Consider the following 23,708-nt stretch of genomic DNA (forward strand, 5'->3'; position numbering starts at 1 on the left):
CAATCTACTCCTTTAAATTTTCAATAAATTCACTGATTTTTTCTCCTGCTTCTTTTTCATCTGTTCCATTTACTACAAGTTTGATTTTTGTGCCTTTACATAGTCCCCCTGACAAAATACTGATAATACTTTTGGCGTCGATTTCCGTGTCTTCTGCCCTGATTTTTATATCACTTTCATAAGCTTGACATAATGTAGATAAGTCTGTTGCCGGCCTGGCATGAAGTCCTGTTTTGTTATTAATGATCATTTCCTTTTCGTACATGTTTGCTCCTCCTGACTGTTTCACTTTTCTCTGTGATTTCATTATATTCTCATTATTATTTTCAGAAAATAGCAATTAATATCACTCTTTTTTTCTTGTTTTGTGCAAATATTGTACTGAAAATGGAACCTTCATACGATAACAAGCTTTCTCCTGAGAAATGAAATACGGATGCAGCCCCAGTGCATCCGTTTACATATGTTATCTCTCTAATTTAGATTATAAAAATGACCCTTGGAAAACAATATATAATATTTTCCAAGGGCCTGTATCAATATAATCATATCTGTCTAAAGTTTTTTTAATATATCTTTCTTATACTCCAAAAATTCTTCCGTCAGATTAAAATCCTTCCTCCGGGGCTTCGGCTCCCGGATCACAATTTCTTCCGTAATCCTCCCCGGCCTTCCGGTCAGCAGATAAATCCTGTCCGAAAGCAAAATTGCTTCATCAATATCATGGGTGATAAACAGCGTAGACAGATGGATCTTATCCATCACATCCAGATACCACCGGTGCATATCACTTTTGGTCAGTGTATCCAATGCACTGAAAGGTTCGTCCAGCAAAGCCACATCTTCAGAAAACATATAGGTCCTCAGCAGTGCGGCCCTCTGACGCATACCTCCTGAAAGCTGTTTTGGATACTTTTCCTGAGTGCCCTCAAGGCCAAACTCCTGAAAGAGTGCCCCGGCTTTTTGCCGGGCAGTTTTTTTGTTCTCACCTTTAATCAAAAGCGGCAGTGCTACATTATCCTCAATCGTCCGGTAAGGAAGCAGTAAATCTTTCTGAAGCATATAACTGATATGCCCCGGCCGCCCGGTAATATCCCTGCCGTTCAGCATGACTTTTCCCTGATCAGGTTTTTTCAGTCCGGAAATCACATTAAACAGAGTCGTCTTCCCTCCGCCGCTGGCTCCCAGCAGACAGACCAGCTCATTGTCATGCAGCTCTATATTGATGTCTTCTATTATATTTGTATTCTCATATGCAAGCGTAACATCCGTTACAGTCAAATCCGACATTTTCTTTACTCCAAATAGTCATTGGTAAATCCGGTGTTTTCCGGAATCTTCGTTTTTGAAAGACCTTTTTCACTGATCCAGTTATAAAATGCATTCCACCTTTTTGGATTGATATAGCCCCATTGCTTCACTTCGGCTTTATACTGGTCTTTCATATATTTCTGGCTGGCCTGTACCATTTTGGAATCCAGTTCCGGTGAGGCTTCACAGAGAATATCTCCTGCATCTTTCGGATGTTCGATGGCATACTCATAGCCCTTTTTTGCGGCTGACAAAAATGCTTTTGCCGTTTCCGGATTCTTTTTCATCCATTCACTGTTCCCAATGATCACCGGCGTATAATAGTCAAAGACCGGATCAATATCTTTAAATGCAAAGTAATCTGTATCAAGTCCGGCCACCTCTGTGGCAATCCCCGCCCATCCATAGTAGATCCAGATGGCATCCACTTTTTTGCTCTTTAATGCAGAGACCTCATCGGTGACAGTGCTCGAGATCATTTCTACCTTGCTGAAATTCCCTTTGTCCTTCTCAACCACCTGTTTTAAGATTGCTTTTTCAATATCCTGATTCCATGTGGCATATTTTTTGCCTTCCAGCCCCTTCGGACGCTTGATCCCTTCCCCCTTCCGGGAAACGATCCCCGATGTATTATGCTGTAAAACTGCTGCCACAGCCTTGATCGGAAAGGCATCATCTCCAACGACAGCAGGCATCATTGTATCCTGAAATGAAATACCGAACTGTGCTTTCCCGGAGCCCACAAGTACTTCTGCTCCGTCCTCCGGCGGCTGTACGATTTCCACGTCCAGGTCGGCCTCTTTAAAATATCCTTTTTCCTTTGCCACATAAATACCTGTGTGGTTAGTATTCGGTGTCCAGTCCAGAACAAATGTAATCTTTTTAAGCTTTCCGTCTCCGGCTTCCTCTTTCTTTGATCCGCATCCAGTCATTGATACAGCTAATAATGCAGAAAGGAATACAGCTAACATTCTCTTTTTCATAATCATCATCCTCTTTTCACTTTTTCGGCTATTCCCGGCTCTCCCATGGCATACATTTCTTCTGCAGAAAATTGACTGCCCACATCAGCAGCAGACTGATCGCAGAAATCATAAAGATCACCGCGAACATTTTGTCAAATGCAAAACCTTTCTTAACCCGGATCATATAGACGCCCAGACCTTCAAATCCTCCCAGCCATTCTGAAATGACGGCTCCCACAACTGCATAGGAAGCTGAAATCCGCAGGCTGGCAAAAAACTGGCCCAGAGATCCCGGAAATTTCACATACCGGAATATCTGCAGCTTTGACGCACCCATGGATCGCATCAGACTGATTGTATCTTTGTCCGCCGAACGAAAGCCGTCCAGCAGGCTCACAGTAATCGGAAAAAATGTCACGATAATAATCAAGATTACCTTTGGAAGCATTTCATATCCAAACCACAATACAAGGAGCGGCGCAATGGCCACTGTGGGCACCGTCTGCGTCAACACGATCAGCGGATAAAATGCCTTATACAGTTTATCGAAATGATCCATGAGCACTGCCATAAAAAAACCAATGACAACGCCTATCAGCAGACCGATAAACGATTCAATTATGGTCACTCTCGCATTCGTCATCAGCAGTGAAAAATCATTCACAAATGCCTTGACCACATCCACCGGCGACGGAAGCAGAAATTTTGAAACCATCCCTGTCCCGCTGGCAGTCTGCCATATTGCCAGAAGCACAAGGATCGCCGCTGCCGGCCACAGTTTATTGGTGGTGTTTTGTAACTTTTTTATCAATGGTAAGCACATCCCCTTCTGGCTTATAGGACACTTTAATGTAAGCCGCAACCGACGGTGCACCCGCACGGACAGCGATATGCTGACACTCTTTCACAATGTCCATCAGTTCATCGTAGTCACCCTCAATCGCAGTTTCAAACGGTCCCACATAATAATTCAGTCCCGTACTCTTAATATAATCAATTACCTGATCCACAATACGGATCAATTCTTCGTCATTGGCTGCCTCCGGCAGTGTTTGGATCGCTACGCTTGCATTCATATTTCTTTCCTCCTCGTAAATCTGTTTCCTTGACAACTTTGCGTGCCGGATGCAATTTGCCAAAGGCAAATAATTTCCTTGCGCATCTGTGCACAACCTGCGGAGCATTTTTATTTCATAGGGAAGGTCGTAGAACTTTACTATGAAATAAAAACCCCGCCGGATAAAATCCAACGGGGAAATAGTCTCATGTACAACTGTACTGTTTTATTCCTACGCTGGCATTACCCAGATCAGGTATAAGGGTTAAAGACTTCTTCTCGTCTTACTCTCAGCCGGCAGTCTGCCAGCACCCCTGTATATAAAGTTTTCGTATGTCTCGGTTTAACGGTATGTTTGTATTATAATGAATATATTGAATTAAATCAATTCCCATTTCGAAAGAATACCAATCTTTCCTTGTCCCGTTCCTTCCGTTTGGTTATAATAAATACAGCAATATAATTTTATTTACAAATCGGAGGAATTTATGGGCGGATTTTTTGGTGTCACTTCAAAACAGGATTGTGTTTTTGATTTATATTTTGGGACAGACTATCATTCCCATCTTGGGACAAGACGTGCCGGTATGGCGGTTTACAGTAAAGACGACGGTTTTGACCGGGCCATTCATAACATAGAAAATGCTCCGTTCCGGACAAAATTTGACAAAGACGTCAACAAAATGCACGGATATATGGGCATCGGCTGTATTTCCGATTACGAACCGCAGCCGCTGATCGTTCGCTCCCACCACGGTACTTACGCGATCATGACAGTAGGAAAGATCAATAACACGGATGAAATTATAAAGCAGATGTTTGATTCAGGCTACACACATTTTCTTGAAATGAGCGGCGGAGATATTAACGCAACGGAGCTGGTTGCTGCTATCATCAATCAGAAAGAACATCTCGTGGAAGGAATTCAGCATGCACAGGATGTCATCGACGGTTCCATGACGATCGTGCTTCTGACACCGAAAGGCATCTATGCCGCCAGAGACAAAATGGGCCGCACTCCGATTGCTGTAGGCAAAAAAGACGATGGCTACTGTATTTCCTTTGAGAGTTTTGCCTATTTGAATCTTGGATATGTGGCCGAACGTGAGCTTGGTCCCGGAGAGATCGTGATTCTTACGCCCGAAGGCATTCAGACTCTGGCAAAGCCAGGCGAAGATATGAAGATCTGTACTTTCCTTTGGGTTTATTATGGTTATCCTTCGTCCTCTTATGAAGGAATCAGCGTGGAGGAAATGCGCTATGAGTGCGGAAAGAAGCTGGCTCAGCGTGATGATGCCTCACCGGATACAGTGGCAGGAGTCCCTGATTCAGGAACCGCACATGCTATAGGATATGCCAACGAATCCGGAATCCCATTTTCCAGACCATTTATTAAATATACACCGACCTGGCCGCGTTCCTTTATGCCGACCATACAGAGCAAAAGGAATCTGATCGCCAAGATGAAACTGATCCCGGTCCACGAACTGATCCAGGATAAAAGCCTTTTATTGATTGATGACTCCATCGTAAGGGGAACCCAGCTCCGGGAAACCACAGAATTCCTTTATCAGAGCGGTGCAAAAGAGGTTCATGTCCGCCCGGCCTGCCCGCCGATCATATACGGATGCAAATATTTGAATTTCTCACGGTCTACTTCTGAAATGGATCTGATCACACGCCGGATCATTGAACAGATCAGCGGAGATTACAAGAATGTACATCTGGAGAAGTTTTCAAATCCGGACTCCCCGGAATATCAGGGTATGATAGATGAGATCTGTAAGCAGCTGAATTTTACATCACTCCGGTATCACAGGCTGGATGATATGATTGAGTCTGTCGGATTAGATCCTAAGAAACTTTGTACTTATTGTTGGGATGGGAAAGAGTAGGATATATGTAAGATCGCCTTTGATATTATAAAAACCTCCAAACTGATAAGTTCATCTTATATCAGTTTGGAGGTTTATTAAAAATACTCCTATTAAATCAATTATCTACATTTTTGAATGCTTCTATAAATAGTTCTCTATCTCCTTTTTCAAGTGTTCTGCCGTCAGCCCAAATTCCTCTTGTAAAAATTCCGGCGTTCCGACCTGTCCGAATCTTTCATTTACACCTACTCGCTTAAACGGTACTGGAATATTTTCTTCTGCTATTACTTCAGCAACCGCACTTCCTAAACCTCCATAAATTGAGTGATTTTCAAATGTAATAATTAATTTCTTGTTCTCCGCCTCTTTTTTTATCAATTTTGTATCTAAAGGTTTGATCGTAAACATATCAATTACTTCAATTGAATGGCCTTCCCTTTCTAATTGTTCAGCACAATCCATAGCTTCTGATACTAACTGACCAGATGCAACCAATAATATTTCTTCTCCTTCTTTCAAAACATTTCCTTTTCCAATGGTAAAACCAGAACCTTTTTGATACACGTTTCTGACATCTTTTCGGTTTCCTCTGACATAATGAATTCCGTCCATAGCCGCAAATTCTTTTAAGATCCATTCCATCTGCACGTCATCAGCTGCATCACAAACAACGGCTCCTGGTATTTCTCTCATCAATGCCACATCTTCCCATGTTGTATGGGTTCCTCCGTTTGCCCCGACTGCAAACCCCGGATCAGATCCATAAATATTGATGGTATTTTCTGCATATGCTCCAGACAGATACAATTGATCAAATACTCTTCTTGTTGCGAACGGGCCAAAAGTATGTACAAAAGGTTTAAATCCTGTAACAGATAAACCTGCTGCAACGCCGATCATATTAGCTTCTGCAATTCCACATTGTACAAATCGGTCTGGATTGCTCTGCTGGATCTTCGTAAATCCGCTGGCTCCGCCCAAGTCAGCTTCCATGGCAACCACTTTGTCATCTGAGTCCATGAGCTCTTGTAAAGTTTCAACTACGCAATAGCGTAATTCTCGACCTTTTTCTTGTCTGTTTTCAGCTAATTTAAACATTCCTTTTCACCCCCTTCAATGACTTTTTGCAGTGTTTTCATGGCTTCATGGTTTGCCTCCAGAATTTCTTCATTATTAAACTTGACTGAATGATTCCCTGCAAGCTGTTCAAAATAAGGAACCCCTGCTCCTTTCACAGTATCTAAAACAATACACACTGCCTGATTACCTACTTCTTTTGCCCTGCAGATAGCCTCATTAATTGCTTCTTCATCATCTCCTTTTACTGTTTCTGTATGAAATCCAAAGGCCTTCATCTTATCGGCAATGCTAAAAGGATTCATGATTTCCATTGTTGTTCCATCCAACTGTTTCTTGTTTTCATCGATAATAACAATACAATGATTGAGGCGGTAATGTGCAATATATTGAAATGCCTCCCAACATTGCCCTTCGTTTAATTCACCATCTCCTACAATCAAATAAACATATTGGTCAGATCCTTTCATTCGGAATCCTGTTGCAATCCCTGCTGCCGCAGAAGTTCCTTGTCCCAAAGAACCTGTCGTCATATCAACACCTGGTGTTTTTAAACGGTCAGGATGCGATGGCAGTCTGGTCCCTCCATCATTTAAAGTGCTCAGCCATCCTTTGTCGAAAAAATTTTTTTCTGCTAGTGCAGAATACCATACTGGTCCTGCATGGCCTTTGGATAAAACAACCATATCCCTATCCTCCCAGTTAGGATTTTGGGGATCATATTTCAGCTGTTTTCCGTATAATACACTCATCAATTCCACAATAGATAATGAGCCCCCTATATGTCCATACCCGCGCTTTTCCAGCATCTCCAACACATCCAAGCGGATCCGGGCAGAAAGTACCTTTAACTGCTGCAATTCACTTTTCTCCATAAGTTCTGCCTACTCTTTCTCAATCTCTGCTTTCAGTTTTGTTTCTAATTCCGCTTTGTCCATGATATTGTCAAGAATAATAACTCTTGGCAGCTCCTTTACAAAATTAGCAAGGTCTTTTCCGACAACAAATAAATCTGCCGCTCCTTCTGCAGCATCCGATAAAGATGAATGAGATACCGAAATCCCTGAAGCTCCAAGTTTTTTAAGTGCTTTTTCCACATTCATACGAACCAGCATGCTGGAACCTAATCCTGAACCACAACAACACATGATTGAATGTACCATAACGATTACCTCCTAAAATAAATTAGATTATTGTACCTGTTTTTTTGGTGCAACGATATTAAAAATGATTGGAAGCAGGAATAATACGATGCATACTCCAAACAAACCGCCGTCTTTGATAAATTTTGTTATATTTCCTAATATAATTCCCAAGATTGAGAAGTCAGCATCTGAAAATGTACAGTTTGCAAAATTTAAAGATCCCATAACTGGCATACAAATCGCCGGAAGGAATGTGATCAGCAGCCCGTGCAGAAATGATCCCGCCAAGCAGCCTTTTAATCCGCCTTCTGCATTGGCAAAGACACCAGCAGATGCACCGCAAAAGAAGTGAGGAATAACACCAGGTAAAATCAATGCCACCGGAATCAACGCTTTGTTGATCGCTCCAAGTATAAATAATCCTAAAATTCCGCCTACAAATGATGTCAGAAAGCCGATCAGCACTGCATTTGGCGCATATGGGAAAATAACCGGACAGTCAATAGCTGGCTTTGCATTTGGTACAAGTTTTTCTGCAATACCGCGGAATGCAGGTACGATTTCACCAATGATCAAACGGACACCACTTAAGATAATATATACCCCGCCAGAAAAGCTGAATCCTTTTGTGATTGCCCATACCAACCAGTGTGTATTTGTTTCACCCTGGAAGAAAGCCGCGATGGTTGGATCGCTCATTCCATCCCTCACTACAACTGCAACAAATGTAACAATGATAAAGAAGATTACCATAGTCAATCCAATCGCAACGGTTGTATCTCTCAAGAATGAGATTCTCTGAGGAAAATTAACCTCCTCTGTTGATTTGCTTTTTCCTTTAAATAACTTTCCTATCTGTGCCGAAAACCAATACCCTGATCCTCCAAAATGTCCAAATCCCAGCTCACTCGTACCAGTGATTTTTTCCATCGTTGGCTGGCAAAGTGCCGGAGAGATTACCATGATAAGTCCAAGCATTAGACCTCCGCCAATCCATAATAAAGGCCCGCTTAAGTTTCCTACATTTAAGATAACCGCGATCATACAAGCCATGTACAGTGTATGATGACCTGTTAAAAATATGTAGTTCAGTCTCGAAAATCTGGCCAGAACAATATTGGCGATCATGCCTAAACACATAATATAAGCGGTATCCTGTGCAAACTCTTTTAAGCCTAATGATACGATCGCTTCATTATTTGGTACAACTCCCTGCATGTTGAATGCATAATTAAAAATTGTTCCAAAATCATTCAAAGACCCTGTTTGCAGAAAACTTGATCCAGCTGTCAATACTAGAAATCCAACGATTGTTTTTACTGTACCTTTTACTACATCCTCGGCCGGCTTCTTTTGCAAAAGCAATCCAAATAATGAAATGAAACCCACCAAAATTGCTGGTGTTGATAAAATATTAATAATAAAATCCATTTTTAATCCTCCTATATTTATGAGATGTCTGATATCCTATTTGTCTTCAGTTGCGTGAATGAACAAATCATATATTTCATTTTCTGTTCTGGCATTCAATATATTCTGCACACTGTCCTGCTCAGAAAATAATTGCGACATTGCCTGAAGGATTTCCATATGAGAGTCTGAATCTGTCGCTGCAAGAGTCACCATAACTCTTACATTGTATCCATCCTCTTTAAATTTGATTGGTTCTTCTAACAATGTAATTGCAATCTGCCGTTTTAGTACTCCCTGATCTGTACTTCCATGAACCAATGCTAGATTCTCGCACAGTACATAATAAGGTCCTAATTTTTCTGTGTTCTTAATGATCTCATCAATATATCTTGCTTCACAATACCCACCGTTTACTAATGGCTGCACTGCTACATGGATTGCTTCCCTCCAATCTTTTACTTTCGATATAATCTGGATATTTTCCTTTTTTAGCATGTTATATATTTCTTTCATGTCTCCTCCTGTACAATTTTACAGATGGTATTTCTTATACCCTTGGCACTTTTCAGCTTCCAAATCTTTTCTGCATTTTCGGGTACTTCAAAAATCGTCATAATGTCGTTTAACATTCGGATATGCGTTACCTGATCTTCTGCACATAAAGTCAAAATAATCTTTGCTTTTCGTTCCTGTCCATCCAACGTATGGAATAATACTGGCTGCTTAAATATAGTAAATGATATCCCCAAATGTTTTGAACCATCTTCAATATCTGAATGTGCAAGAAAAACAGAGTCTGTAATAAACATATATGGTCCATACTGCCTTGTTTTATCCACAATACTTTCTAAGTAAGAAGGAAGAATATAACCATCATCGATTAATTTTTCTCCTGACATTCTGACAGCTTCTACCCAACCCATTTTTTCCTCAACGATACGGATAAAAGGCTCCTCCAACATCTGGCAGATTCCTTTGTGTTGATTTCCCTTTTTTACATATGTCTTAATTGCCGTATTGGAAAAATAATCTGTTAATTCTGTTTTAAATTTGCGCAGATTGTCCTGTGTCATATACTTTGCTGCAAGTCCTGCAATAAAGGAAATATCAGCACTGTTTCTGTTCTCTATCCGCATACATTTTTTTAAGATTAAAATCCTATCATTGTCTGTCAAAATCGGATGAACCAGGATAAGATTCTTTTCTTCGGGAATTGCAATCGTGGAAATTACAACATTATAATTATGCTCTTTGTGATATTTTTTCATTGAGATAATATCAACTGCATGGGCATTTGGAACTAAAGTGTGGATTTCTCCGCATAACATATTGGCTGTACTTAATCCGTTTGGGCAGACAACCAAGACCCTTAATTTCCGTTTTTTTTGCTGCCCTGAGTTAATAAATGCTCCAAAATGCAATGTTATGTACGCAATCTCTCCCTCAGGAATAGGAACACCAATTTCACTTTCCAAATCTTTGCAGGCTCTGCTTGAGACCTCAAACAGATCACCATACTCATTTTTAATATCATGCAGCAGAGGATTTCCCAGTTGTATTCCATACCGGTAACGGTACAACGAAGTCTTTAAGTGGGCCGCTATTGCTTCGACCAATTCCTCTTCTCTTGTAAATTCAATACCCGCAAGTCTTGAAAACGCCTTAACTAAAATCTTTGAAAGCCGCTGATACTCCTGTCCGCTTTCTTCATTTCTGAAATTGACAGAAATATTCTGCGTTCTGGATCCAAGCAGATGTAATGCAAGATATAACTGTTCACTTTCCTCAAAATCAGTAAATTGTTTTGATACAATTTCATACTCTATGCTATGCATAATTTCCAGTTTTTCATTTTCTGTAAATTCAACGATATCGGTTCGGTTTTCAATGGTTGAAAAAAAAACTGCTATGGAATATAACGTTCCTGCAACATACTGGGTATCCAGCGCATCTTCAATGTCTTTTAACTTATCCAGAATCTGTTGTACTTTGTCTGGAGCATCTAATGGAAGAATTCTTTTTTTATAAAAGTCTGCAATGGAGTTAAAATATAAGAAATAAATGCTCCGTTTTCGTACTAAATCTCCTGTAATGTGATAACCTTCTCCATTTTCATAGGTCAGGAGAAGCTGATATTTAGAGATTTCTTTAGTCGCTTCCTTTATGTCATTAATGATTGTATTTCTGCTTACCTGACAAAGCTCCATAAAATCATCGATATGAAGATTTCGGTTTCTCTGCAATATAGAACAAATAATAATTTTTTTTCTTTCCACCGGTGAAAATATGTAAGGAAGTTTGGGTGAGATCTCTCTTAATCTTGTACGGATTAATCCTTTTTTCTGCTCATCAATCAAGATTCCTTTTTTTCTTTCAATTTCTAGTGGAGCTATCCCTTGGGTTTCCATCCACTCACTTATTTTTCGTATATCATAATAAGCACTTCGTTTAGAAATTTCTTTTTCTTCTGCAATTTGCTGTACTGTGATATATTCATCTCTGTACAATAAATACTCCAGTATTTCATAGCATCTTACATCTAAGTTATACGAGATTGACATTTTATACCTCCTTGCATCTTCCATGCTTTAAGATTAACTAATGAAAATACACTCGTAAAGTCCAAGAAATGTTCAATTTCTTTCTACAGAAATGCAAAATTTGCACAGTCCAAAAAATGTTTACTTTCTAATATTTTTTGTGCAGACTTTTATATTCTAAAAGCCAGAGGTTCATACCTATCAGAGCAGAAACAGGACGACAAATGCTTTTCTAATAAACAAAAAAAGCAGCCTTTTCGGCTGCATATATAGATATCTTTACATTTCAATTCCAATCTCTTCTCTAACTGCTCATTCACCCCCCAAAACATAACCTTCTCTCCTCTTCAAAATCATATTCAGCCATATTTCTTCATCTCTCCCCGGTCTTACATCAGACGTAATCCATGTTTCCTCAACAATAAAAACTCCTGTATCATCTACCAATCTGTGCAATCGCTCCTCATTCAAGTCCGTAAAATATCTTCCATTCCGCTCTCCCTTGAAATGTCCATATTTAAATGAAGCATATACAATCCCTTGATGTCTTAATGCCTTTGCCATTTTAGGAAAAACTTCCTTAAGCTCATTTACCGGCAAGTGAAGAATAGAGGAACAGGCCCAAATTCCATCATACCTATCTTCCTCATCCAGTTCATGAAAGTACCTGTGCTTCACCTCAATTCCTGTAAAATCCGAAGCCATCCTGCACAGTTCCTCTGATCCGTCCAGCGCCTCCACTTGATAACCCTGACTCATAAAATACTTAGTATCACGCCCGGAGCCGCAGCCAAAGTCAAGCATCAATGCACCTTTCGGAAGCCTCTCACAAAAACGCTTCTGATTATATTCCATGTTGGCTCCAACTGTATTGGAGACAAATTCTTTGGCATTTTCGTTGTAATACCTGATTGTTTTAGTGTGCATAAATCCTCAGCCTTTATCTATTTACTTCAATAATTCCTTCAGTTCTTCTCTGGTAAAGCTTGCGCTTCCCATTCCTTCTCCGCCCAAAATCTGCTCTGCCAATTCTTTTTTCTTTTCCTGGAGCTTCACAATGTTGTCTTCAATGGTTCCCTCAATGATCAGGCGATAGACCATAACCACATGTTCCTGTCCGATCCGGTGTGCCCTGTCTGTGGCCTGATTCTGTACGGCCAGGTTCCACCACGGGTCATAATGAATCACGATATCCGCGGAAGTCAAATTTAACCCGGTACCCCCTGCCTTTAGGGAAATGCAGAAAACCGAAGTATCGTCATGATTAAAGTCTTCCACCATCTGGGCCCGTTTTTCTTTGTTTACCGATCCGGTAAGCGTATAAAACGAGATTTTTTCAGCTTTCAACCGCTCTTCCAATATAGAAAGCATGGATGTAAACTGAGAAAAAAGGAGAATCTTATGCCCTCCGCTGACTGCATTCTTTATAAGATCAATACACAGATCGGATTTTGCAGACCCTCCTGTATAACCTTCAAAAACCAGCTCCGGGCTGCAGCAAAGCTGTCTTAACCGGGTAAGCTCCGAGAGTATCTGGAGCTTAGAGCTTTTAAATTCTTCTTCCGACTGCTTATCGAGCATCAACCGCATCCGTTTTACATAGGCATCATAAAGCTTCTGCTGTTCCCCTTCCATCCTGGCATAATAATTTTTTTCCAGTTTGTCGGGCAGATCTTTTAACACATCCTTTTTTAAGCGCCGCAGCACAAAGGGCCTGATCATCTTTTGAAGACGCTTTATCTCATTCTCACTGTTATCCTGTACGATTGGAAGCTCCAACTCTTCACGAAACCTCTGATAAGAATATAAAAATCCCGGCATGAGATAATCAAAAATACTCCAAAGTTCACTCAAGCGGTTTTCCACTGGAGTTCCTGTAAGAGCCAGCTTAAACCCTGCATTCACCATCTTGACTGCTTTGGCTGCCTGAGTATTATGATTCTTAATATACTGTGCCTCGTCAATGATCTGGTTGCTGAAAGTCATATTTTCATAGAGGTCAATATCCCGCTTCAAGAGATCATAGGAAGTGACGAGGATATCCCGGCTGCCTGCATGTTTGATGATAGACTTTCTGTCTCCGGCCTTTCCCACAACCATCTGGACCGGAAGGTCCGGAGCAAACTTTCGGATCTCGCTCTGCCAGTTAAATACCAGCGATGCAGGGGCCACGATCAGACTTGGACTGTTTCCTTCTTCCTCCAGGTATTCAGATAACAGAAATGCAATCACTTGAAGTGTTTTCCCAAGCCCCATGTCGTCTGCCAGGATTCCGCCGAAACCATTGTATTTTAAAGTCTTGATCCACAAAAATCCTCTTTTTTGATATTCTCTCAGGATAAGTTCCATTTTGGCAGGGATTTCAAAATCATTGTCCTCCACCGTTTTCATATTCCGTATCAGGGCCTTAAACTCTTTATCCTTGTGGGCGGAAACCGACTGCCATTCTTTCAGCTCCTCGTCCAGATAAAGGGCGTGGTATTTCGGAAGGATCACCTGCTCCTGTTCCAGCTGCTTTTTCGTCAGGTGAAGCCCTTCTTTCATTTCCAGCAGGGCATTAATCCCCTCTCCTTCCATATTCACGAAATCACCGCTCTTTAAACGAAAAAATTTCTTTTTCCGATTGTATTTTGATAAGATCTCCAAAAGCTCTTTTCTCGGCATATCTCCCGCGGTCATATTTAACTCCAGCAGATCGCCGGAAAGAGATACTCCCACAGCCACTTTCGGCGCCGGGGCAATGTTGATTTTCTTCAGGGCGTCGGAAATATATACTTCTGCAAACTGCTGCATGGCAGGAATCCCGTAGACCAGCAATTCATAAAGCATCTCCTCATCATTGGCCAGGACCATGGTTTTTTCATCTTCATCATAGGCATTACAGTAACGGGAAACGATCCTGGCGGCTTCTGCTTCTTTTTTCAGATCCCGGCCCCCTGTTTTCTGGTTCTTTTCAAAAACATGGTATTTCTGTTCTCCGTACACCGCATCCAGCTTACATGTAATAAAATCTTTTTGAGGTGCATCCAGATATACTTCAAATATGGCCGGCACTACCCCATAGTCCTTCTCGTCAAAGCTCTCTCTTGTGCAGTCAAAATACTTTTCCAGCACGGGCAGGGCTTCTCTGCAAAACACAGGCACATCTGCCGTTTCTATAAAAACCTTCCGCTGCGGCAGATTTGCCATACAGGACAAAAAATCATTGATGGGCTCCAAAAACGCTCTGCTTACTTTGTAGATCTTTCCTTTGCAAAAATAAATATTGTGTTTGATGCCCTGGAATCCGAACAAATAGTTGATCTCTACGTCAATTCCCTGTTCCTGACCTGTAATCTTCATGGTCCTGCACAGTGAATCCTTTGTCACATGCCAGAGTTTCTCCGGCATCCTGCTGATTTCCGCCGAAAACTCCCGGTCTCCCACTGCTTCTAAAAACAATTCCAGATCCCCTGTTGTCAAAGGGGCTTTTCTTAATTTCATTGTGGAATCTGTATATGAATACCCATAATAAGAAATCTGCATATACTTAATCCGGTTCTGAGCAGTCCACGACTGTATAAATTCAGCCAGTTTTCTTGATTCACCGTCAAACACTTCCATATCATGAATAAATTCCAGTTTCTGCCCATAAGCGAATTTCTGTTTATTCTGTAAAGCATCTGCAAAGGCAAAGACATCTTTTAATACATACATATAAGACGTTCCGATCTTAAACTCCAAATAGATTTCGTTGTCCGTGCATGTTAAAAATGGTTCCAGATGCACTTTTCCATAAATATCTTCCTGGACGATGGGCAGGGTGCTTTTGAGCTGCTGCTGTGAAAGAAATGCCTTCATAGCCGGAGTCGTCTTTGGTTTCCATCCATCACCGGCCATAAGTTTATTCTTCATGTCTTTCATTATCTGAAGCTTTGCAAGGCTTTCTTCTTTCCTCTGTTCATACTGCCAGACAGCTTCCTGTGTTTCTAAGTAATCTGCATATTCAAACAAGACAGCTACACAGTGCTTGCATAATCCCTCATATTCTCTGAACGCCGGACATGTGCAGTACGCATTTTCCAGCCACCCTTCTTCCATATTATATTCCAAATCGACTTCATACATATTTCTGCCGCTGCCCTGTACGGCGGCATATATATAATCAATTTGGCCGTCTTCCTCCACGGAATATTCCAGAACAGCGTCTGAACGATACAGGTTTCTTCCTCTTTTATAAGAATTTTGATCTGCCAACACACGTATTTCTGATTGATCCAACATCTTACCGCAACCGCCCTTCCCTTTTATACAAAAAATGCAAAATGACTCTCAAATTTATTATATGTCATAAGATATTTCCAATCAAATAAAAGTTCCCAAAGACAGACACTCTTTGAGAACTTTTGACCTCACCCTATGAAATTTCTGTATTATACTATTGGTAGCTTATGTTTTTCTTTGATCACAGAGAGAGCCTCCTCATCCGCAAATATGGCAGTATGAGGATGAAGTTTAAGGATTGATGCCGGGACTCTCGGCGTAATTTCACGCAGTGGGTATCAGAAATAAAGGCATCCCCCGGCTCATTGAAACCGATATGTCCATTAGCACCCAGCCCAAGAAGCTGAAGATCAATCCTTCCCTTTTCTGCGATGATCTCCTCATACTCACGGCATGCTTTATCAGAATCCTCTTCTGCCCCGAGTCCTTTATATTCATCCAGATTAATGGTGGTGAGCCCTGAAAAATCAAGCTGTCCCTTCTGATGCCATTCCACCAGCCGGTCATAAACTCCGATCGGTGTAGACCCCGTTGACAGTCCGAGAACTGCCCTGGGATTCATTCTTATTTCGGAAGCAATGATCTCTGCCGCTTTTTGACAAATTTCTTTATAATCTTTTCCTTAATAAATTGTCATAAGATAAACTTCTGTGTTTTAATCTCTTTTAACCTGAACTCTCTGTCCTGTCTTCAGGCTTTCGTGTACAGCCTCCGCTACCAATTCCGCCTGCAGCCCGTCATTCCCGTCTGCAATGAAAGGAATATCTTTTTGCAGACAATAGATGAAGTCGTTAATCGGCTCAATCCCAAATCCGCTCGGCCTGCCGCAGTTATTTAAGATAAAATAAGAGTTGGGCGTGCGCTGTTTCTCATGGTCAAACATTTCCACACCGCGGTTCTGTGAATCAATTCGGAACATAGCATTTTCACAGAGGATCTGTGTCCTTCCGTCATTGTTTTTTGCAAATCCTTTCGGAAGAATCCAGGAATTTTCCACTGTCCAGTAACATCCGTTTTCCATCTTTAATGTGGCTTGGATCGAATCATACGTATCAATCCCCTTTGATTTTAAGACCTTTTTTGTCCCCACGGCAGATACTTCTTCTACTTCGCATCCCATGTACCAGCGGATCTGATCATAGCAGTGAGTGCCGAGGAAATGGACCGGACTCGACTTGTCCGCCCAGCCAAACCATTCCGTCGGGACGTCGATGATGTCGTCCATATTCATATACCCACGGACAGGAGCTCCTGTTTCCGCTTTCTGCAGTTCATTTCTAACATTGATCGCCGCCGGGTCCCATCTCTTATGATAATCCACCGCAACACGCACCTTATACTTTTCGGCTTCTGCAATAATTTTTTTCGCGTCCTCTGAAGTCGTAGCCAAAGGTTTTTCCACTAGGATTGGTTTCCCATGGCGGATAGCCGCCAACGCCGGCTCCATATGAAAGGCATCGGGGGTCGCAATAGACACCGCATCGATTTCTTCTTTATCCAGCATTTCATTGACATCATTGTAGGTCTTGACCTCATACTGTTTGGCTATTTTATCCGTGATTTCTTTATTCAGATCACACACCGCCACAAGATTTGTATTCGGATTCCATGTATAGGCATTCACATGATTAATTCCATATATTCCGGCTCCCACAACGGCTACATTCATAACTTTCATCTTTATAATCTCCTTTGATTTTTTTCAGCTTATTTATATAGCTTTATTTAAAAAATACCTATTAAGGCACACAATATAGAAACTGCGATGATGCCAATGACAATCTTTCCGGTTCCGATTTTTTTATGTCTGACTAAATAGTAAATCAGGAACAAGGCCGCCAGCGGAAAGACTCCCGGAAAAATCCCGTCCAGTTTTTCCTGAATGACAACACTGCTAATCTTTAACGGAGTTGTGAGTGTGACCATGGACGCGGTCATCGCTCCCATCATAAACATCGCAAGCACATTTGCGCCGGAAATCACGTCCTGCATGAGGCCGGAACCCATAATAGTTTTGATGGAACTTCTGCCCTTTTTATAAGTCAGATTTGTAAAAAATACTAACTCGACGATACAGTACATCACAAAAGCGAGTAACACTGCAATCGCAAACGGATTCCCCGCTGCCGCCAATGTGGCTGCTGCTATTTTAAACAACGTGCCAATGATACCCCAGTCAAAACTGTCTCCCAGAGCCGCCACCGGTCCCATAAGCCCGGTCTTCAAACCTGTGATAGCTTCCGCCGGCATCACTTCCGGTTTTTTGGCCCTCTGTTCTTCCATTGCAATGGTCGTTCCGAGGATCAGTCCGCCAGCAGTCACGTTGCAGTTATATAACAGCAGATGGCGTTTTAATGCCTCCGCCAGGTCTTCTTTTTTCGTATACAGCTTTTTTAAAATCGGTGCGATACTTCCGCAAAATGCAATCCCCTGCATATTTTCAAAATTCAGTGGCATCTCCGCCGACATATACCAGCGGAACATGGCTTTATTTAAATCTTTTTTTGTCAGTGCAGGGGCTGTATCCGCCGTCGTTACTTCCTTACTCATCGCTGCTTACCTCCTCCATAATCTCTCTCTTCTGGAACACATAAATAAATGCAATGCAGATTCCAATGATTCCGGCCGTCAATGAGTTAATCCCTCCAACCGAGATCACAATGTACCCAAGAAACACATACGGGATCAGTTTTTCTTTTCCAATCATATTCATGATGAGAGCAAATCCCAGGGCCGGCAGGATACCTCCCGCGACTTCTAAACCGTGAGTCACAAATGTCGGAAGAGCATTCATCAGATTTACAACTACATCCTGCCCCACCATGTTGATAATAAACACCGGGAGAAACAGAAGCGGAATTGCCAGGAGCACCGGAAAAAGTGTCGCACATCTCCAAATGCCTCCTGCGTTTCCTTCCTCCGCATAATCATTTGCTTTCTTTACAAAGTATGTATTTACCACTTTTCTTAAGTTGGTCACAAAAGAGCCAAGCAGCCCGACCGGCACAGCCAGTGCGATGGCGGTCGTTGCACTCATGCCTGACCCAATTGCAATAGGAATCACGCAGGTCGCCGCCAGGCACTCATCTGTTGGCAGATTTCCGCCCGGCGCGATAATTCCCGCAAACACAAGGGCAATCCCTCCGCCGATGATCAATCCCTGCATTGGGTGACCCATCAATAATCCTGCCACAAGTCCGACAGTTACCGGACTCGAAATAAACAAAAAACCAAAGTACGAAAAGATCATTCCTCTGCACCACCAGTACATGATCCCCATCGTGACCGCAATTACCACAGTACTCATATTTTAACCTCCTACATTTTCTTTTTAACTGCATCAAAATTGATGGCAGAAATTTCAGGGATGGGCTGAACCGTAATTTCAACTCCCTCTGCATTCAGTTCTTCTAATTTTTCCAGTTCCCCTGCCGAAATCGCCACGCCGCTTGTAATTAAATTCTTCCCGTCTTCGTTGGGAACTGCCCCTACATTGAGAGAAGAAATTTGAACCCCTTTCCGGATCGTCCGGCAGCAGCTGTCAATATCTTTAAAAATAAGAAACACCGTATCGTTGGTTTTATCCAGAACGCTTTTTGCTTTATTCACAGTTACAATGTCCACAGCGGTACCCTTGGGCACTGCCATTTTGTAAATATCACTCATAAATTCATCGCTGCCCAGCACGTCATCCACAAGCACGATCCTTCTTACCGGGCTTACCTTTAACCATTTTGCGACGACCTGTCCGTGAATCAGACGGTAGTCAATCCTCACCATTTTAATATCCGCCATCTGTACACCTCCACTCTTCAATTGATTTGTTAGGACACAGGATTCCATCCTTGCCTGCCTCTGTACACTCCAAGATCAAATTGTCCAGAGAATTGTTCTCTCTGCATGATACAAACTGAATCAGCATCGGAAGATTGACACCTGTCAAAATCCCTACATTTTTTCTCATAGAAATTTTTAACGCAACGTTTGACGGTGTTCCTCCGAATAAGTCTGTCATGATCATGACGCCGGCACCTTCATCCAGACTTTCCACGTATTGCTCCAGTTTCTTTTCTCCAAGTTCAATGCTGTCTCCCGGGTTTAAAGTCCATGTCTCACAATTTTTCAATGGCCCCGAAAACATCTCGGCACTTTTCACCAGTTCTGCACAAGTATTTCCATGAGTTGCAATAATTAATCCGACCATTTTCTCCTCCTTTCCAGGTCTATTTTAAGGTTTCCTGACACTCGGCATACAATTTCCATATCACGCATCATTTCGCCTCTGCAAATATATACAGCAAAATCTGTGCCAACTTTTATTTTTTTGCAATAAAAAAAGCCTGTATTTTTTAAAACCGCATAAATACAAGCTCTTTTAGCACTTTATTTTTTAAATATTTTTTATCAAACTATAAATCATATGAATTTCCATATGGTTAATCGACACATTATACTGGGCTTCTATGACAGAAAAACTTTCCTTTAAGTTTTTTATAAAGCTTTCCCGACACTTTAAACTTTGTGTCGGATTACTCTCTGATAATTGTCCTTTTTCCAGGATCAGTCGTTCCACCATCACACAAATATGAATATAAAGCATTTTTTTCAAATCAATAGGATAATTCTCTCCCTCCAAAATTTCCAGCCTCGTCACTGCTTTTTCCACATCGTCTAAAATCTTGTCCGGATTGAGAATCGTCAGCTGGCCGATCAAGTTTCTTATGGTAAAACTGCGGACAATATTTTCAATAAACTTCTGAACCTTTTCCTTATCAAAATATTTGCCTACTGTTGCATAAATGACCTCTTCTCCCCGTTTGTCTATCAGTTCATTCAAATGAATCGCGGTATAATCCTCCGCCTCCAATTTACTCGTAGTAACAACAAACTGTACATTATACTTCCGGAAAACATCACACTGGCTCCCGTTCCTCTGCAAATCCGGAAACGGCATCTCCACTACCTCCAGTTCGATTCCTTCCAGGCACTCTTTGAGAAGAGTCTTCATTTTCACCGCAGTCCCAAGCCCCGTGATACAGCATAAAACGATGGCTTTCGGTTTCTGTCTGCTGGGCACATACGACTTTTTCGTCACATGGTGAGACAGAATATTGTCCATAATACTCTGAAGATCTTCATGACGCAGGATTCTCTCTCCCGCTTCTAATGCCATTTCCGTAGTAATATTGTTGACAATGCCAAGATCCCCTTCAATATCGTCTTTTAAATCCTTGGATATGCTCAGCAGCGACCCCATATCTACAAAGATCAGCAGGCCTTTTGACGTATTGGTATTTTTCAAATATTTTTTTATCCTCGACACAATTTCACTTTTCGGTGTATCGTATGCCATATCAAACGCCTCAAAGATATAGGTCTCAAACACCCTGTTCACCGTGCTTGCAATGCTGGACGCTGTCGCAGGTCCGTGGGATACAATAATGGCATTGGTATAATCCCCATCCTCCTTTGCCATACTGTAAAAATACAGCATAACAAATAATCTCACAAACCAGGGACTTGTCTCATAATCCATGGTCTGGTGAATCATCTCCGTAAAAATCAATCCCATTTTATAGTAGCGGTACATGACCGGCTGCAGTTTCCTGACGATGATCTCGTATTGACTGTCATCGGGTTTGTCACTCTGATTATTCAGGTCATATAAGATTTTTACAAACACCATCTCCATAACCCCATTGTATTTTAAGCCGTAATTGTCCTGAAGATACACTAAAATATTGTTGACCGCCTGGTTATAGAGATTTTGTATAAATGGGTCCATTTCCCGATAAATGACATCGTCTATCATATGATTGATCTCATCATAAATAATTTTGCGGAACCGAACCTTTGATATCTTCTTTTCCAGATATTCATATACTGCCGTGACAATGGTCTCTGCCGGGAAATACACATGGATCTGCTCCGTTGTCAAAATATACTGAACCGACTCTTTTTCCGATGAAATCTCAACGTCTTGATTTACATAAGGAACTGAACCGATGCCTGTCATAAACTTCTGTGTATCTGATAAATGTCTCAGCTTTAACGGTACTGTCCCCTTTTTATCTTCCGCCTCATTATAAGCCTTTGTACATGACAGCTTAATAATATTGCGCAGGCTCCCGATGTTCCCTTTTCCCTGAAAGGTCAGCAATCGGTTGATCACATTGCTGCTCACCAAAAAGCTGCATTCCATGACAAATGTCTCCTGATGAATCAGATAAATGATCAGCTGATATCTTTCCTCCAGAGTCCGCTCGTGAAACGGAGGAAGTGTCACCTCCACCGGAATCCTTCTTAAAAAAGTATCCAACATGGATTCCTTCCCCTCTGTCGTAGCGAAAATCAGCCTGACATTGAGTTCAATGTTATGTCCATTATCACCGACCCGTGACACAACCCCTTTATCCATATAATGAAATAATTTCTCCTGTCCTTCCGGAGAAAGACGGTGTACCTCATCTAAAAATAAATACCCATTATCCGCTTCCTCGATCAGCCCCCTCGTATCTGTGTGGGCCCCAGTGAAAGCACCTTTTTTATATCCAAACAAGACAGAAGACAGCAGTTCCTTATTGTTTGCATAGTCTGCACAGTTTAAAACGACAAACGGGGCATCCTCTGGTATTGTGTGGATATACTTTGCATATTTATAAATGTACTCGGCCAGCAGACTTTTTCCCGCGCCACTTGGGCCAAACAGTAAAATAGGCATATCCCGTTTGAGATATATCGCAGACAGCTTGCACTTTTCCACCGTCTCCTTCAGACTTTTGTCCGCACCAATAAAGGACGCAAACGGATCGTCGGAAAATACCGAATCTTTTTCTATATAAGAAAACATCACCGGACGTGTTTTCTCCTTCCGGACGATTTCATCTCTGGCAAGCTCATTTAAGATAGCACTGGCTGTATTCCTTTGAATCCCCAGACAATCGGCGATTTCTTCTGCGGTCTGCTTATTTCTGTTTTCCTGAAGAAGTTTTATAATGTTGTTTTTGTTTCCTGGTTTTCCCATTAATCTCTCCCATGCCATTGGATTTGTGGTTGGCTTTCCTTATAAGAGAAATATAGCATGGCAGTGGGGTTTTGTCACTTGTGAATGTGTTTTCATATACTGTAGCTGCTTTGCTCTTCCGACCGATTTCCATGAAACTTCTTTTCGGACTCTTGTTTTTAGAAATCGAGGTTGACATTTGTCCCTATATGGGCAGGCATTACATGTCTCTATTTTGAAATATGCAACAGAGCGATCATTTCCAGAATCATATGTGCATTCTTCAGGAGAACTGCCATTCACGCATTCTATCAAAAAGTGTCCATCCTCAAAAGCCTGCCGTTTGTGGATGTATTTTGATGTTGTATGTTAAAAAAAATCTGGTCTACTTGGCCATAATGGAGTAGACGCTTGATCCTTTAATAAAACTAGGTTTATCAAAGCAAGTAATTCATTAAACAAGATCTCTACATCCTGTGGGTTCATAAGAATCTGCTCATCTTCTGTCTGAGGTATACCCTCTATTTCATACTTTTTCTAACCAATCCATATATAATTTTTTCAGCACAATTTTTATATGCTCTTTCCAAATTTTCAATAAGTGATGTCATTGTATCCTTATTTTGAATTTGAAGTAACATGGTCAAAAAGTCAGCATCTGTAAAATATACTCTACAACCATTCTTTAAGTACAAAAATCTCGTAAGTTTCCCCTTCCTAATTATGTAGTTCTCGTTTATTTTTCTTACGTTCTCTCCAATATCTTTCATCTAAGTCTTCTACAAAATTACTCATCCTTTTTCCTTCAGTGAATTTTGAATCCATAATAACTATTCAAATAATTTTGTAATATCTCGATACCGATTTACCACCCGGTAAATCTCAACATACTCTTCCCCAACTTTATAAATGATTACATAATTTTCCCATACTGCATACTCATAATTTGTTCGGAAACTGACTCTTTTGGAAAGATCTGCCCCCATCTCGGGAAACAGTTGAATATTCTCAAATTTACTATAGATTTCTTTGATCGTCTTTGCAGCATATTCTGCAT

23 protein-coding genes and 1 riboswitch are annotated in these 23,708 nt (G+C 41.3%); of the genes, 1 reads left to right on the plus strand and 22 read right to left on the minus strand.

Annotation, left to right across the window (positions count from 1 at the left end):
• Positions 1-4 precede the first annotated feature (4 nt).
• The 5 genes from QGT46_RS13440 to QGT46_RS13460 all read right to left on the minus strand — a co-directional run bounded on the left by QGT46_RS13440 (position 5) and on the right by QGT46_RS13460 (position 3,352).
• Positions 5-265, minus strand: a complete 261-nt coding sequence (locus QGT46_RS13440; protein ID WP_148459529.1) for an HPr family phosphocarrier protein — start codon at positions 263-265, stop codon at positions 5-7.
• A 290-nt stretch (positions 266-555) separates the two neighbouring features.
• A complete protein-coding gene (locus tag QGT46_RS13445; RefSeq protein WP_024728830.1) occupies positions 556-1,290 on the minus strand; it encodes an ABC transporter ATP-binding protein in 735 nt (244 codons plus the stop codon).
• Positions 1,291-1,295: 5 nt separating this feature from the next.
• Entirely contained in the window at positions 1,296-2,294 is a 999-nt protein-coding gene (locus QGT46_RS13450) for an ABC transporter substrate-binding protein (protein ID WP_270430438.1), read from the minus strand.
• Positions 2,295-2,322: 28 nt separating this feature from the next.
• Positions 2,323-3,087, minus strand: coding sequence for an ABC transporter permease (locus QGT46_RS13455; protein ID WP_270430437.1), 765 nt, complete (start codon positions 3,085-3,087; stop codon positions 2,323-2,325).
• Positions 3,056-3,352, minus strand: coding sequence for a thiamine-binding protein (locus QGT46_RS13460; RefSeq protein WP_024728833.1), 297 nt, complete (start codon positions 3,350-3,352; stop codon positions 3,056-3,058). The genes QGT46_RS13455 and QGT46_RS13460 overlap by 32 nt, the downstream gene beginning before the upstream one ends.
• A 193-nt stretch (positions 3,353-3,545) precedes the next feature.
• Positions 3,546-3,659: riboswitch (TPP riboswitch) on the minus strand.
• 162 nt (positions 3,660-3,821) lie between these two features.
• Here QGT46_RS13460 and QGT46_RS13465 point away from each other — a divergent pair.
• Positions 3,822-5,228, plus strand: coding sequence for an amidophosphoribosyltransferase (locus QGT46_RS13465; protein WP_270430436.1), 1,407 nt, complete (start codon positions 3,822-3,824; stop codon positions 5,226-5,228).
• 123 nt (positions 5,229-5,351) lie between these two features.
• Here the strand turns inward: QGT46_RS13465 and QGT46_RS13470 are convergent, their stop codons facing one another.
• From QGT46_RS13470 to QGT46_RS13550, 17 genes are all read right to left on the minus strand, one after another.
• Positions 5,352-6,308, minus strand: coding sequence for a transketolase family protein (locus QGT46_RS13470; protein WP_024728835.1), 957 nt, complete (start codon positions 6,306-6,308; stop codon positions 5,352-5,354).
• Entirely contained in the window at positions 6,296-7,162 is an 867-nt protein-coding gene (locus tag QGT46_RS13475) for a transketolase (protein WP_024728836.1), read from the minus strand. Before QGT46_RS13475 ends, QGT46_RS13470 begins: the two co-directional genes overlap by 13 nt.
• Positions 7,163-7,171: 9 nt before the next feature.
• Positions 7,172-7,450, minus strand: coding sequence for a PTS sugar transporter subunit IIB (locus QGT46_RS13480; RefSeq protein WP_024728837.1), 279 nt, complete (start codon positions 7,448-7,450; stop codon positions 7,172-7,174).
• A gap of 27 nt (positions 7,451-7,477) precedes the next feature.
• Entirely contained in the window at positions 7,478-8,863 is a 1,386-nt protein-coding gene (locus QGT46_RS13485; RefSeq protein WP_024728838.1) for a PTS ascorbate transporter subunit IIC, read from the minus strand.
• A 36-nt stretch (positions 8,864-8,899) separates the two neighbouring features.
• Positions 8,900-9,358: a PTS sugar transporter subunit IIA gene (locus QGT46_RS13490; RefSeq protein ID WP_024728839.1), complete on the minus strand. Its 459-nt coding sequence runs from the start codon at positions 9,356-9,358 to the stop codon at positions 8,900-8,902.
• Entirely contained in the window at positions 9,355-11,406 is a 2,052-nt protein-coding gene (locus tag QGT46_RS13495; protein WP_148459532.1) for a BglG family transcription antiterminator, read from the minus strand. Before QGT46_RS13495 ends, QGT46_RS13490 begins: the two co-directional genes overlap by 4 nt.
• Positions 11,407-11,697: 291 nt before the next feature.
• Positions 11,698-12,312 (minus strand): class I SAM-dependent methyltransferase, encoded by a 615-nt coding sequence (locus tag QGT46_RS13500; RefSeq protein WP_270430435.1) that lies wholly within the window; start codon positions 12,310-12,312, stop codon positions 11,698-11,700.
• A gap of 21 nt (positions 12,313-12,333) precedes the next feature.
• Entirely contained in the window at positions 12,334-15,648 is a 3,315-nt protein-coding gene (locus QGT46_RS13505; protein WP_270430434.1) for a DEAD/DEAH box helicase, read from the minus strand.
• 181 nt (positions 15,649-15,829) lie between these two features.
• Positions 15,830-16,210, minus strand: a complete 381-nt coding sequence (locus QGT46_RS13510; protein ID WP_330625607.1) for a hypothetical protein — start codon at positions 16,208-16,210, stop codon at positions 15,830-15,832.
• A gap of 93 nt (positions 16,211-16,303) precedes the next feature.
• The gene (locus QGT46_RS13515; RefSeq protein ID WP_270430433.1) at positions 16,304-17,326 is read right to left on the minus strand and encodes a Gfo/Idh/MocA family protein; all 1,023 of its coding nucleotides are present in this window, start codon (positions 17,324-17,326) and stop codon (positions 16,304-16,306) included.
• 47 nt (positions 17,327-17,373) lie between these two features.
• Complete coding sequence (locus QGT46_RS13520) at positions 17,374-18,198, minus strand: PTS system mannose/fructose/sorbose family transporter subunit IID (protein WP_024728844.1); 825 nt, start codon at positions 18,196-18,198, stop codon at positions 17,374-17,376.
• Positions 18,191-18,955, minus strand: a complete 765-nt coding sequence (locus QGT46_RS13525) for a PTS mannose/fructose/sorbose/N-acetylgalactosamine transporter subunit IIC (protein ID WP_148459537.1) — start codon at positions 18,953-18,955, stop codon at positions 18,191-18,193. Before QGT46_RS13525 ends, QGT46_RS13520 begins: the two co-directional genes overlap by 8 nt.
• 11 nt (positions 18,956-18,966) lie before the next feature.
• Positions 18,967-19,443 carry a PTS system mannose/fructose/N-acetylgalactosamine-transporter subunit IIB gene (locus tag QGT46_RS13530; RefSeq protein WP_024728846.1) on the minus strand — a complete coding sequence of 159 codons (477 nt, stop codon included), beginning with the start codon at positions 19,441-19,443 and terminating at the stop codon, positions 18,967-18,969.
• Positions 19,430-19,852: a PTS sugar transporter subunit IIA gene (locus QGT46_RS13535; RefSeq protein ID WP_148459538.1), complete on the minus strand. Its 423-nt coding sequence runs from the start codon at positions 19,850-19,852 to the stop codon at positions 19,430-19,432. Before QGT46_RS13535 ends, QGT46_RS13530 begins: the two co-directional genes overlap by 14 nt.
• Positions 19,853-20,038: 186 nt before the next feature.
• Complete coding sequence (locus QGT46_RS13540) at positions 20,039-22,672, minus strand: sigma 54-interacting transcriptional regulator (protein WP_270430432.1); 2,634 nt, start codon at positions 22,670-22,672, stop codon at positions 20,039-20,041.
• Positions 22,673-23,172: 500 nt separating this feature from the next.
• A complete protein-coding gene (locus QGT46_RS13545; protein ID WP_148459540.1) occupies positions 23,173-23,421 on the minus strand; it encodes a hypothetical protein in 249 nt (82 codons plus the stop codon).
• Positions 23,422-23,481: 60 nt separating this feature from the next.
• Positions 23,482-23,708: type II toxin-antitoxin system RelE/ParE family toxin (locus tag QGT46_RS13550; protein WP_301591236.1), on the minus strand; the 227-nt coding region annotated here is incomplete at its 5' end.

The organism is Anaerostipes faecis (genome assembly GCF_910574135.1).
Lineage (GTDB): Bacteria > Bacillota > Clostridia > Lachnospirales > Lachnospiraceae > Anaerostipes > Anaerostipes hominis.

What these genes read in the sequence shown, in the direction of transcription:
- QGT46_RS13440 (WP_148459529.1), bottom strand. Translation starts at nt 265, where the DNA reads ATGTACGAAAAGGAAATGATCATTAATAACAAAACAGGACTTCATGCC.
- QGT46_RS13445 (WP_024728830.1), bottom strand. Translation starts at nt 1,290, where the DNA reads ATGTCGGATTTGACTGTAACGGATGTTACGCTTGCATATGAGAATACA.
- QGT46_RS13450 (WP_270430438.1), bottom strand. Translation starts at nt 2,294, where the DNA reads ATGAAAAAGAGAATGTTAGCTGTATTCCTTTCTGCATTATTAGCTGTA.
- QGT46_RS13460 (WP_024728833.1), bottom strand. Translation starts at nt 3,352, where the DNA reads ATGAATGCAAGCGTAGCGATCCAAACACTGCCGGAGGCAGCCAATGAC.
- QGT46_RS13465 (WP_270430436.1), top strand. Translation starts at nt 3,822, where the DNA reads ATGGGCGGATTTTTTGGTGTCACTTCAAAACAGGATTGTGTTTTTGAT.
- QGT46_RS13470 (WP_024728835.1), bottom strand. Translation starts at nt 6,308, where the DNA reads ATGTTTAAATTAGCTGAAAACAGACAAGAAAAAGGTCGAGAATTACGC.
- QGT46_RS13475 (WP_024728836.1), bottom strand. Translation starts at nt 7,162, where the DNA reads ATGGAGAAAAGTGAATTGCAGCAGTTAAAGGTACTTTCTGCCCGGATC.
- QGT46_RS13480 (WP_024728837.1), bottom strand. Translation starts at nt 7,450, where the DNA reads ATGGTACATTCAATCATGTGTTGTTGTGGTTCAGGATTAGGTTCCAGC.
- QGT46_RS13485 (WP_024728838.1), bottom strand. Translation starts at nt 8,863, where the DNA reads ATGGATTTTATTATTAATATTTTATCAACACCAGCAATTTTGGTGGGT.
- QGT46_RS13490 (WP_024728839.1), bottom strand. Translation starts at nt 9,358, where the DNA reads ATGAAAGAAATATATAACATGCTAAAAAAGGAAAATATCCAGATTATA.
- QGT46_RS13495 (WP_148459532.1), bottom strand. Translation starts at nt 11,406, where the DNA reads ATGTCAATCTCGTATAACTTAGATGTAAGATGCTATGAAATACTGGAG.
- QGT46_RS13500 (WP_270430435.1), bottom strand. Translation starts at nt 12,312, where the DNA reads ATGCACACTAAAACAATCAGGTATTACAACGAAAATGCCAAAGAATTT.
- QGT46_RS13505 (WP_270430434.1), bottom strand. Translation starts at nt 15,648, where the DNA reads ATGTTGGATCAATCAGAAATACGTGTGTTGGCAGATCAAAATTCTTAT.
- QGT46_RS13510 (WP_330625607.1), bottom strand. Translation starts at nt 16,210, where the DNA reads ATGAATCCCAGGGCAGTTCTCGGACTGTCAACGGGGTCTACACCGATC.
- QGT46_RS13515 (WP_270430433.1), bottom strand. Translation starts at nt 17,326, where the DNA reads ATGAAAGTTATGAATGTAGCCGTTGTGGGAGCCGGAATATATGGAATT.
- QGT46_RS13520 (WP_024728844.1), bottom strand. Translation starts at nt 18,198, where the DNA reads ATGAGTAAGGAAGTAACGACGGCGGATACAGCCCCTGCACTGACAAAA.
- QGT46_RS13525 (WP_148459537.1), bottom strand. Translation starts at nt 18,955, where the DNA reads ATGAGTACTGTGGTAATTGCGGTCACGATGGGGATCATGTACTGGTGG.
- QGT46_RS13530 (WP_024728846.1), bottom strand. Translation starts at nt 19,443, where the DNA reads ATGGCGGATATTAAAATGGTGAGGATTGACTACCGTCTGATTCACGGA.
- QGT46_RS13535 (WP_148459538.1), bottom strand. Translation starts at nt 19,852, where the DNA reads ATGGTCGGATTAATTATTGCAACTCATGGAAATACTTGTGCAGAACTG.
- QGT46_RS13540 (WP_270430432.1), bottom strand. Translation starts at nt 22,672, where the DNA reads ATGGGAAAACCAGGAAACAAAAACAACATTATAAAACTTCTTCAGGAA.
- QGT46_RS13545 (WP_148459540.1), bottom strand. Translation starts at nt 23,421, where the DNA reads ATGAAAGATATTGGAGAGAACGTAAGAAAAATAAACGAGAACTACATA.